Source organism: Pseudarthrobacter sp. NamB4 (assembly GCF_005796185.1).
Lineage (GTDB): Bacteria > Actinomycetota > Actinomycetes > Actinomycetales > Micrococcaceae > Arthrobacter.
In genome coordinates this window covers 37,883-48,392 of sequence record NZ_VAHM01000022.1, presented here as the reverse complement: position 1 = coordinate 48,392, position 10,510 = coordinate 37,883, and the positions used below count along the sequence as shown (strand labels likewise).

Sequence of the window (10,510 nt, the reverse complement as noted above, 5' to 3'; positions counted from 1 at the left end):
GAGTGGACGGGACTAAGTTCAGTTCTCTGCAGCGACCTGGTCGATGGACACCACAGCAAGGAATCCCCTGCCCACGATCTGCGGCGAAGCGCTGTCGGAGCCCACCACGGCGTCATAGCGGTCCAGGGGCACGGGTTCGGTTGCCTCGTCAGCAGCCGTGGCCTGGCCCTGCAGCAGCACGCCGAGCTGCCCGTCAAAGAGGGGGTGGGCGCGTTTCTTCGAGATCTCCACGATGGATGTATAGCCCTTGAAGGCGCCGCTCCGGGTGATGACGTTCAGGTTCCGCACGTCACCGGTGGGCAATTTTGCGGAGGTGGCGGCGCCGCCGGGGAACCGGAATGGCCGGTACTTCTCCATGGCCTGCTCGGCTCCGTCCACGTTGAGCAGCAGGAGTTCGCCCTCCACCACGGTGAGGACCCGTTCCATGCCGGGAAACGGCGAGAAGTCCCCGGCCTTGGTGACGTCTGCGATGCTGACCCGCCAGTCCCAGCCGCCGTCGTTGTCTGCGGTGTTGGCAGACGCCGAATTGGAATAGCTGGCAATCTGCCGTGTCACTCCGCCCCCGTTGCGCCAGGGTTCGGGCTTGAGGTTGGCAAAGCGGATGATCTCCATGATCCCAGCCTAGTTGCCCTGCCCCGTTACCCCGTCTCGGCAGCTTCCATTCCCGCCTGCTACTCTCCTGCGGGGGGACAACACGAAAACAGCCTGAAGGAGCCGGGAATGTTCGTCAAAGTGTGTGGTCTCAGCACGCCGGATTCTGTACGTGCAGCAGTGGATGCCGGGGCGGACGCGGTGGGTTTCGTCCTTACTGCCAGTGCCCGGGTGGTCTCGCCGTCACAGGCCGCTGCCCTGCGGGCCGAGGTCCCGGCCAGGGTTTCCCCTATTGGAGTGTTCCGGGATGAGCCGGTTGCTGACGCCGTGGCCATCGCCCGCGCCGCCGGACTGGAGTGGATCCAGCTTCACGGTCAGCGCTCCCGCGAGGATGTTGCCACCGTGCACGACGCCGGCATGAAGCTGATCAGGGCCGTCACCATTGACGCGGCACCAGACGAGCTGGAGGACTGGGGCGAGGATCTGCTCCTGATCGACGCAGCCGTCCCCGGATCGGGCGAGTCGTGGGACTACGCCTCCGTGGCGGCACTCCCTGTCCTCCAGGGGCGGCACTGGCTGCTGGCAGGCGGACTGGACCCGGACAACGTAGGGCAGGCCTCCGCCGCGGCACATGCCTGGGGCGTGGACGTTTCCTCCGGGGTGGAGGCATCCCGGGGGGTCAAGGACCTGGCTAAGATCAGCGCCTTCGTTCGCGCCGCGAAAGGCTAGATCCCCGGCACGGGGGTTGCAACAGCATCAGCGGTGCAGGGGCCAGTCATGGAAGTCCCCCGGATTTTTTCGCCACGCCCCGGGGGCACAATGGATGGATGAAGACACTGCTCAACATCATCTGGCTGGTTTTCGGCGGGCTCTGGCTCGCGCTGGGCTACTTCGTGGCCGGGGTCATCTGCTGCCTGCTGGTCATCACCATCCCCTGGGGCATCGCGTCGTTCCGAATCGCTGCCTACACGCTCTGGCCGTTTGGCCGGACAGTGGTGGACAAGCCCGGGGGCACCGGCGTATTCCCCCTGCTCGGCAACGTGATCTGGCTGCTGGTGGCAGGCATCTGGATCGCCATCGGCCATGTGGTCACAGCCTTCGCCATGGCGGTCACCATCATTGGCATCCCGCTGGCCATCGCCAACCTGAAGCTCATTCCGGTGTCCCTGATGCCGCTGGGCAAGCAGATCGTGCCCACCAGCCAGCCGTTCGTCACCGCCTACCGGTAGGCGGAGCGCCCAGACCAGCTGATCGCATAAACCGGGTCAACCGGCCAATTCGTCCGGCCGCAGGGCCCGCAGCACGCAGAATTCATTGCCGTCCGGGTCTGCCATCACCACCCAGGTCACATCCGGGCCTTGGCCCACGTCCACCCGTTTGGCGCCAAGGCTTTCCAGCCGTGCCACCTCCGAATCCCTGTCCCCGGGCCGGAGATCAAGGTGCAGCCGGTTTTTGGCCTCTTTGGGCTCGGGTACTTTGAGGAACAGCAGGTCCGGCGCCACACCGTCTTCCGGGCTGCCCGCCGGCGGCTCCAAGACGATTTCGTCCTCCTCCTCGTGGGTCCGACGCCAGCCCAGGGCTTTCTCCCAGAAGTCGGCAGGGATCCGGGGGTCGATGGAGTCGATGCAGAGGGCTTGGATGCGCAAGGTCATCCGAGAAGTGTTGCACCGGCACCCGCGGACGTAAAGGCCCGGCTCAGGTGCTTGGAAGGGCTAGTTCGGCCCGCAGGTTCCGCCGCGCAGGCTCCAGCCACAGCGTCCGCGCGCGGCCGCCGTGGAACAGTGGGTCCAGCTCCAGCAGGCGGCGTACGACGGCGGCACGCCCCGCTGCGAAGTCAGCGTCGCCCACGTGCGCATAATCCCGGCGGACGGCCGCCAGGTAGCGTGCGTATTCGTCCGGTTCGCCGCCGAGAACGGAAAGGTCAGCGTCACAAAGGAGGGCGCCGGCGTCGTCCCCCGGCTCCGGGCGGTGGTCACGCGTCAGCAGCACAAGCCTGCTGACCTCGGCAACCTTCACTGACGGCAGCCCGGCGGCCTGGAGGCGGTCTTCGGCGAGCAGGGCGGACTCTTCCTCGTCTTGCCCGGGGACGCCGCGGTAGACGGAGTCGTGGAACCAGGCAGCCAGCAGCACGGTGCGTGGCGGGTCGGCCGGCTCGGTAAGCAGGTCCAGCGATTCGAGTATGGACAGCAGGTGCGTGCAGCCGTGGTAGTGGCGGTGCGGCTCGCTCCAGCGGTCCAGCAGGTCCAGGAAAAGCGCGTCATGGCCGGGCATGATGGCGTCCCACCGGTTCCGCAGGGGCAGTTTGAGCGCATTGTTCCGCTGGCGGGCAGGGATGCGCAGGCCGCTGGCAAGCAGCTTGCGGACCAGGATGCGGGCTTCCACCGGGACGGCCCCCGCTGCCACCAGGTCGTCGAAGCGGCGTTCCGGGACGTCGTAATGGTCGCCGTCGAAGGCCCGTTCGGGAACGCCGGCTGCCGCCGCAAACTCATGCAGCTCCGCAAGCGAGTCGTCCGAGACCAGATGGGAAAAGTGCGTTCCGTGGGCAGGCCAAAGGGGCGGGTCTATGAAGATGGCCATGGAGGAAGTCTAATCCGGCCTGGTGCAGCCCGAATGGTTCCCGCCAGCCAGTCATAATCCGAATACGAGGTCTCTCGCGCGCTTTTGTTCCGCATTTGCGCCTTATGCTGTGGAAATGACCATTATTCGCGTTTCGGAAGCAGCCCGTTTCCTGGGTGTCAGCGATGACACCGTGCGCCGCTGGACGGACAACGGTTCCCTGACCCCCGTGCGGGACGACGCCGGCCGGCTCGCGGTAAACGGCCTTGAACTGGCCCAACACGCACAGAAACTCGCACAGCTGCCGGAAGATCCGCACCGTACCGGCAGTTCCGCCCGCAACCGGTTCGTCGGCCTGGTCACGGGCATCACCGCCGACAAGGTGATGGCCCAGGTGGAGCTGCAGTGCGGACCCTTCCGTGTGGTGTCCCTGATGAGCAGCGAAGCTGTCCGCGATCTGGGGCTGGAGCTCGGCTCGGTGGCCACAGCCGTGGTCAAAGCAACCACGGTGATCATCGAAACGCCCCACGGGAAGGGGGGAGCTTGATGAAGACAACCAGAATTTCAGCGGCACTGGCCGCGGTCCTCGTGGCCGGACTCCTTGCCGGGTGCACTGGCAACGGCACAGCCGTCAACGCTGCAAACAGCGGGGATCAGGAAAAGCTCACGATTTTCGCCGCAGCCTCCCTCAGAGGGAGTTTCACGGAGCTCGCGGAACGGTTCGAACAGGACAACCCCGGGACCAGCGTCACTCTCAGCTTTGCCGGCTCGTCGGACCTGGCCACCCAGATCAGCCAGGGTGCTCCTGCTGACGTTTTTGCCTCGGCGGACACCCGGAACATGGGAAAGCTGCAGGATGCGGGCCTGGTGCAGGGCGAGCCCCGGGCCTTCGCCACCAACACCCTCGCCATCGCTGTCCCCGCGGGAAACCCGGCAGGCATCAGTTCCTTCGAGGACCTGGCCGCCAGCGGAATAAGACTGGTCACGTGTGCCAGGCAGGTGCCTTGCGGGGCAGCGGCCGCAGCCGTGGCAGAACAAAACGGAATAAAGATCAGCCCCGTCAGCGAGGAAAACTCGGTCACCGACGTTCTGGGCAAAGTCGTCTCGGGAGAGGCCGACGCCGGGCTGGTCTACGTCACGGACATTGGCTCGGCCGGCGGCAAGGTGGAAAGCATCGCCTTCCCGGAGGCGGCGGGTGCAGTGAACACCTACCCCATCGCGGCCTTGGCTGGCGGCAGGAACCAGGCCGCGGCTGCCAGCTTCGTGGACCTGGTGACGAGCCCCGAGGGCCGGGAAGTCCTGGCAGCGGCCGGCTTCGGGCCCGGCGAATGATGGGCATGAAATGGCGGACGTGACCATGATGGGCAGCAAGCGGCTGGCCGCGCGCCACGCCTACACCGGTGTTCCCCGCTGGATCTACACCCTGGCTGTGCTGGCCGCCCTGATGGTGGTCCTGCCACTGGTCGCCATCGTGGGACGGGTGGACTGGGCCAACTTCCTTCCGCTGGTGACCTCCGAGTCCGCGGTGTCGGCTCTGGGCCTGAGCCTGCGGACGTCCGCGGCCAGCACGGTCCTGTGCGTGGTGCTGGGCGTGCCGCTGGCGGTGGTCCTGGCCCGCGGCAGGTTTCCGTTCCTGGGGCTGCTGCGCTCGCTGGTGCTGCTGCCGCTCGTCCTGCCGCCCGTGGTGGGCGGCATCGCCCTCCTGTACACCTTCGGCAGGCAGGGCCTCCTCGGCGGCACCATGGAAGTCTTGGGACTGCAGATAGCCTTTTCCACCACGGCAGTAGTCCTGGCGCAGACGTTCGTGGCGCTGCCGTTCCTGGTGGTGAGCCTGGAGGGTGCACTCCGGACGGGCGGGCAACGCTATGAAGTGGTGGCGGCAACGCTCGGCGCCTCCCCCGGAACCGTCTTCCGGCGTGTCACACTGCCCCTGGTCCTGCCCGGACTGGCCTCCGGGGCGGTGCTGTCCTTCGCGCGAAGCCTGGGTGAGTTCGGCGCCACACTCACGTTCGCCGGCAGCCTGCAGGGGGTGACCCGGACCCTGCCGCTGGAAATCTACCTGCAGCGAGAGACTGACCCGGACGCCGCCGTCGCGCTTTCCCTGGTGCTGGTGGCCGTGGCAGTTGCCGTGGTGGCACTCGCCTATCACCGCCCGGCCGGTGCGGCACCGCCCGGGGCATCTTCCGGGAAGCGGCCGACGGCGGCGGCTACGGCGGGAGGGCAGGTCACGTGACGTTCTCATTCCAGGCAGCGGTGGGGGAGCGGGGCTTCGACGTCTCCCTTTCCCTCGGTCCTGCCGAAACCGTGGCGGTGATGGGTCCCAACGGCGCGGGCAAGTCGACGCTGCTCTCGGTCATCGCCGGTTTGATCCGGCCGGACAGCGGACGGGCCGAATTGGACGGCCGCACGCTGTTTCAGCTGGGCGTCGTTCCCTCGGACGGGAGCGACGTGGCCGCCGTGCGTGGGCGCGGGGGACAGCACCACTGGACGGCACCCCACCTCCGCGGGACCGCGCTGCTAGCGCAGGAGCCGCTGCTTTTCCCGCACCTCCCTGCCGTTGACAATGTGGCGTTCGGACCCCGCAGCGCGGGAACGCCCAAGGGTCGGGCCAAAGCTGAAGCGCTGCACTGGCTGGCCGAAGTGGAGGCAGCGGATCTTGCGGCACACCGGCCCGCAGAACTCTCGGGCGGCCAGGCCCAGCGGGTGGCCGTGGCCCGGGCGCTCGCTGCTGATCCAGGGCTGCTGCTGCTGGACGAACCCATGGCAGCCCTGGACATCCACTCAGCCCCGCTGCTCCGGCGCCTGCTCAAGCGCGTCCTGGCGGACCGCCCGGCCATCATCGTTACTCATGATGTCCTCGACGCGCTGATGCTCGCGGGCAGGGTGGTCATCCTGGAAAACGGCCGGGTCTCCGAGGAAGGCCCTACCCGGCAGGTCCTGGAAAGGCCGCGCAGCGCTTTCGCGGCGGGCTTGGCCGGGCTCAACTTCGTCCCCGGAACCCTTGCCGGGGATGGGGTCCTCAGCAGGCAGGGACTGCACGTCGCCGGCCATGCGGAGGATCCCATCCCGGCCGGCGGGGCAGCGGCAGCCGTCTTCCCGCCGTCGGCCGTCTCCGTGTTCCTCACGGACGCGCACGGAAGCCCCCGCAACTCTTTTCAGGTGACCATCAGGGACCTTGAGCCGCACGGCGACCAGGTCCGTGTCAGGGGCGAGGGCATGGCGGCCGACATCACGCCTTCCGCCCTGGCTGACCTTGGCCTGGTCCCTGGCATGACTGTGCACTTTGTGGTGAAAGCCGCCGCGGTATCCCTCTACGAGACCTGAGTTATTGTCCAGATATACGAACTTTGCCACTGCGGAAACCCGAATATCTGGACCTCTAAGGGGTTACATGCCCGGCAGGTCCAGGGATTCGTACACCTGGATGCTCGCCCCGGGCATCATCAGGTGCGGATGGCCATCCAGCAGGGCCTGCGCGCCGGCGAAGTCGTCGGCGTGGATGATGCTGTAGCCGGCCACGCCCGTACTGGCCTCCGTAGTCCCGGTTGAGGTGATTTCCTGGGGCCCAGGGGGCCGAAGGGGAACGGGCAGCCTGCACTTGTCGGCTCTTGCCGCGCCTGTCTTCAGCGGCCCAAATAGGGCCGGTCGCCTCTTCGGGGGAATGCCAAAGCCCGTTTCGCTGTAGGAAAACAATGACAAATTCGTCGCACATCAAACTTGAGCGTAGTACACTCAAGTTAGAAAAACTGTCCCCGAAAGGAGCTCTCTTTGGACGTCAAATTCACCACCAAGAGCCAGGAGGCTCTTTCGGCTGCGGCCATGAACGCCTCCACGGCCGGGAATCCGCAGGTGGAGCCCGCGCACCTGCTTAAGGCGCTGATGGACCAGCGTGAGGGAGTGGCCGTTGCGCTGCTCCGCGCCACCGGGGCCGACGTTGATTCCGTCAGCGTCCAGGCAAGCAGTGCCATCAAGGCGCTGCCCGCCACCTCCGGCGGCTCCAGCCAGCAGGCACAGCTCTCACGACCGGCCCTGCAGGCCATCCAGAACGCCAAGGAAGAGGCGGACCGGCTGGGCGACACCTTCGTCTCCACCGAAGTTCTCCTGCTTGGCCTCTCGGCCAGTAACGATGCTGCCGCGCGCCTGCTGCGCGACGCCGGCGCCTCCCACGAAGCGCTCCTCGCTGCCCTGCCGGGCGTCCGCGGCGACCGCAAGGTGGACAGTCCGGATCCGGAAAACACCTTCCAGGCCCTCGAGAAGTACGGCGCTGACCTTACTGCCATGGCGCGCGCAGGCAAGCTGGACCCCGTGATCGGCCGCGACGCCGAAATCCGGCGCGTGGTCCAGGTCCTGTCCCGGCGCACCAAGAACAACCCGGTGCTCATCGGCGAGCCGGGCGTTGGTAAGACCGCCGTGGTCGAAGGGCTTGCGCAGCGCATGGTGGCCGGCGACGTGCCGGAAAGCCTGCGCGGCAAGACGCTGATTTCCCTGGACCTAGGGTCCATGGTTGCCGGCGCGAAGTACCGCGGCGAGTTTGAGGAGCGCCTGAAGGCGGTTCTTGAGGAGATCAAGGGCTCCGAGGGCCAGATTGTCACCTTCATCGACGAGATCCATACGGTGGTAGGGGCAGGTGCCACCGGTGACTCCTCCATGGACGCCGGCAACATGCTCAAGCCCATGCTGGCACGCGGTGAACTGCGGCTGATTGGCGCCACCACGCTGGATGAGTACCGCGAAAACATTGAGAAGGATGCGGCCCTGGAACGGCGCTTCCAGCAGGTGTACGTTGGTGAACCCAGCGTGGAGGACACCATCGGCATCCTCCGCGGCCTCAAGGAACGCTACGAAGCACACCACAAAGTGTCCATCGCTGATTCCGCCCTGGTGGCCGCAGCCACGCTGTCCAACCGGTACATTTCGGGGCGCCAGCTGCCGGACAAGGCCATCGACCTGGTGGACGAGGCAGCGTCGCGCCTCCGGATGGAAATCGACTCCGCGCCTGAGGAGATCGACCAGCTGCGGCGCCAGGTGGACCGGCTCACCATGGAGGAGCTCGCCCTCGAAGGCGAAACCGATGCTGCCTCCGTGGAACGCCTTGCGGCGCTCCGCGCGGACAAGGCGGACAAGGAAGAGGAGCTCGCAGCGCTGAACGCCCGCTGGGAGGCGGAGAAGGCCGGACTTAACCGGGTGGGTGACCTCAAGGCGAAGCTGGACGAACTGCGCAGTGCCGCTGACAAGGCCTACCGCGAAGGTGACCTGGAGACGACGTCGCGCATCCAGTACGGCGAAATCCCCGCCTTGGAGCGCGAGCTGAACGCCGCCGCGGAAGCCGAGGCCGCCGTCGCCGACAAGTCATCACAAATGGTGGCCGAGGAAGTGACGGCAGAGGACATCGCCGAGGTGATCTCCGCCTGGACGGGCATCCCCGCGGGGCGCATGTTGCAGGGCGAAAGCCAGAAGCTGCTCCACATGGAGGAGGAGCTCGGCAAGCGGCTCATCGGCCAGACGAAGGCCGTTACTGCCGTCTCGGACGCCGTCCGGCGCGCACGGGCCGGGATCAGCGACCCCAACCGTCCCACCGGTTCGTTCCTGTTCCTGGGCCCCACCGGCGTCGGTAAGACCGAGCTCGCCAAGGCACTGGCGGAATTCCTGTTCGACGACGAACGCGCCATGGTGCGCATCGACATGTCCGAGTACGGCGAGAAGCACAGCGTCGCCCGGCTGGTCGGAGCGCCCCCGGGATACGTGGGCTACGAGGAGGGCGGCCAGCTTACTGAAGCGGTCCGCCGTCGTCCTTACTCGGTGGTGCTGCTGGACGAGGTGGAGAAGGCCCACCCCGAGGTGTTCGACATCCTCCTGCAGGTGCTCGACGACGGCCGCCTCACCGATGGCCAGGGCCGCACCGTGGACTTCCGCAACGTGATCCTGGTGCTGACCTCCAACTTGGGCAGCCAGTTCCTGGTGGACCAGTCGCTGGATGCCGAGGCCAAGCGGAACGCGGTCATGGCCACTGTCAACGCGTCCTTCAAGCCCGAGTTCCTGAACCGGCTGGACGAGGTTGTGCTGTTCGATGCACTCAGCGTGGAGGAGCTGGCGCATATTGTCGACCTGCACGTGGCGGAACTGGGACGGCGGCTGCACGAGCGGCGCCTCACCCTGGAAGTCACCGACGGCGCCAAGGCCTGGCTTGCTCTCTCCGGTTTCGACCCCGCCTACGGGGCACGGCCGCTGCGCCGCCTGGTGCAGCGCGAGATCGGTGACCGGCTGGCCAAGGCCATCCTCGCGGGCGAGATCAGCGACGGCGATACGGTACTCGTGGATACCGCAACAGACTTGGGCGAGCTCTCCGGGGGCAACGTGGACGCCCTGACGGGGGTCCCCAGCAGCGGGCTCTCGGTCCGGCGGAAGGACTAACTGCAGGGTGTTGCCCTGGCGGCCTCGCCGCTAGGGCAACACGCTGGCGTTGATCACGTTGCCGCCGGGTGCGGTCACGTAGCAGTCCACCCTGCGGTCCCCGGATTCCCAGCTGGTGCTGCTGGGGAAGCTGCGCTGGTAGTTCAGCTGAAACTGGTTGGCGGCCGGACCCAGCCTCGCGGCTTGGCACGCTTCCAGCGCCTTGGCCTTCAGCGCATCGGCGCCGGGGTAGGCCTCAGCCTCCGGGTAGCGGTACACCGCCACAAGCTGGGCGGAGTGCCCGGTGTCGCAGGGCACCACGGTGGAAGCGAGTGCTTCCGGGTCGAAATCCTTGAAGCAGTCACCCAGCGCATAGTCCGCGGGCTGAACTCCTTCGCGGGGAAGGGGGAGCGGCGTGGCGGGTGTGGTGACTGTGGTTTCCAGCACCCCGGAAGCTTCGCTGCCGGGATCTTCCGTACCCGGGTTGGAGTTCAGCCAGAGGGCAAGCCACACCAGTGCGCCGATCACGGCCAGCAGAACGGCGACAAAGACTCCTATCCACAGCGCGCGCCGGTTGAGGCGGCTGGGGCGTGAAGGGGTGTCGTCCTGCGGTTGCATCTGCGGATGCAGGACAGGCTGCGCTTTCGGCGCAGGGACGCGCGGGAGCCCGGTGGTCGGTGGCGCGGCGGGCCTCGGCGGGACGTCCTGGTCATTCACGGGGGTGCATCCTCCTGCGTTCTCTCCGCGGCGGGCAACCGGTTTTGGGGCCGGTTTATCAGCAGTTGTTTAAGCGACTCTACCGAAGAAAAATGCTGGAAACTCGCGGTTTCGAGCCCTGGGTGGTAACGCAAGCCACCTTCGGGGAGCGTTTGTGGCAAGCGGGCACTGTCGAAAGCATGTAATCTAGGTGTACGACAAATTGACCAAACATTCCGGGGCCTCACCTATGCCAAGGTGACCACCTCCGGTCCAA

General features: G+C 66.8%; 12 protein-coding genes. 7 read left to right on the top strand and 5 right to left on the bottom strand.

The window, feature by feature from the left end; all coding sequences use genetic code 11:
* Positions 1-18: 18 nt before the first annotated feature.
* Positions 19-612: a HutD family protein gene (locus tag FDW81_RS17020; RefSeq protein WP_138135387.1), complete on the bottom strand. Its 594-nt coding sequence runs from the start codon at positions 610-612 to the stop codon at positions 19-21.
* A 108-nt stretch (positions 613-720) separates the two neighbouring features.
* On the opposite strand from FDW81_RS17020, the gene FDW81_RS17015 reads away from it, so the two are divergent.
* Together FDW81_RS17015 and FDW81_RS17010 are read left to right on the top strand one after the other, a co-directional pair.
* The gene (locus tag FDW81_RS17015; RefSeq protein WP_138135386.1) at positions 721-1,320 is read left to right on the top strand and encodes a phosphoribosylanthranilate isomerase; all 600 of its coding nucleotides are present in this window, start codon (positions 721-723) and stop codon (positions 1,318-1,320) included.
* A 98-nt stretch (positions 1,321-1,418) separates the two neighbouring features.
* On the top strand, positions 1,419-1,820 hold the full coding sequence (locus FDW81_RS17010) for a YccF domain-containing protein (protein ID WP_138135385.1): 402 nt from the start codon (positions 1,419-1,421) through the stop codon (positions 1,818-1,820).
* Between the two features lie 36 nt (positions 1,821-1,856).
* Here FDW81_RS17010 and FDW81_RS17005 read toward each other — a convergent pair whose 3' ends face one another.
* Together FDW81_RS17005 and FDW81_RS17000 are read right to left on the bottom strand one after the other, a co-directional pair.
* Positions 1,857-2,243, bottom strand: a complete 387-nt coding sequence (locus tag FDW81_RS17005; RefSeq protein ID WP_138135384.1) for a VOC family protein — start codon at positions 2,241-2,243, stop codon at positions 1,857-1,859.
* A gap of 43 nt (positions 2,244-2,286) precedes the next feature.
* Entirely contained in the window at positions 2,287-3,168 is an 882-nt protein-coding gene (locus FDW81_RS17000) for a DUF4031 domain-containing protein (RefSeq protein ID WP_138135383.1), read from the bottom strand.
* 115 nt (positions 3,169-3,283) lie between these two features.
* On the opposite strand from FDW81_RS17000, the gene FDW81_RS16995 reads away from it, so the two are divergent.
* The 4 genes from FDW81_RS16995 to FDW81_RS16980 are packed head-to-tail and all read left to right on the top strand — an operon-like array spanning position 3,284 to position 6,471.
* Entirely contained in the window at positions 3,284-3,694 is a 411-nt protein-coding gene (locus FDW81_RS16995) for a molybdopterin-binding protein (protein WP_138135382.1), read from the top strand.
* Positions 3,694-4,479, top strand: a complete 786-nt coding sequence (gene modA, locus FDW81_RS16990; RefSeq protein ID WP_138135381.1) for a molybdate ABC transporter substrate-binding protein — start codon at positions 3,694-3,696, stop codon at positions 4,477-4,479. The genes FDW81_RS16995 and modA overlap by 1 nt, the downstream gene beginning before the upstream one ends.
* 10 nt (positions 4,480-4,489) lie before the next feature.
* On the top strand, positions 4,490-5,380 hold the full coding sequence (locus FDW81_RS16985; protein ID WP_240720388.1) for an ABC transporter permease: 891 nt from the start codon (positions 4,490-4,492) through the stop codon (positions 5,378-5,380).
* Entirely contained in the window at positions 5,377-6,471 is a 1,095-nt protein-coding gene (locus FDW81_RS16980) for a sulfate/molybdate ABC transporter ATP-binding protein (protein WP_138135380.1), read from the top strand. Before FDW81_RS16985 ends, FDW81_RS16980 begins: the two co-directional genes overlap by 4 nt.
* 63 nt (positions 6,472-6,534) lie before the next feature.
* Here FDW81_RS16980 and FDW81_RS18640 read toward each other — a convergent pair whose 3' ends face one another.
* On the bottom strand, positions 6,535-6,666 hold the full coding sequence (locus tag FDW81_RS18640; RefSeq protein WP_255467125.1) for a hypothetical protein: 132 nt from the start codon (positions 6,664-6,666) through the stop codon (positions 6,535-6,537).
* Positions 6,667-6,915: 249 nt separating this feature from the next.
* On the opposite strand from FDW81_RS18640, the gene clpB reads away from it, so the two are divergent.
* The gene (gene clpB, locus FDW81_RS16975) at positions 6,916-9,558 is read left to right on the top strand and encodes an ATP-dependent chaperone ClpB (RefSeq protein ID WP_138135379.1); all 2,643 of its coding nucleotides are present in this window, start codon (positions 6,916-6,918) and stop codon (positions 9,556-9,558) included.
* Positions 9,559-9,588: 30 nt separating this feature from the next.
* Here clpB and FDW81_RS16970 read toward each other — a convergent pair whose 3' ends face one another.
* On the bottom strand, positions 9,589-10,254 hold the full coding sequence (locus FDW81_RS16970) for a septum formation family protein (protein WP_138135378.1): 666 nt from the start codon (positions 10,252-10,254) through the stop codon (positions 9,589-9,591).
* Between the last annotated feature and the right edge of the window lie 256 nt (positions 10,255-10,510).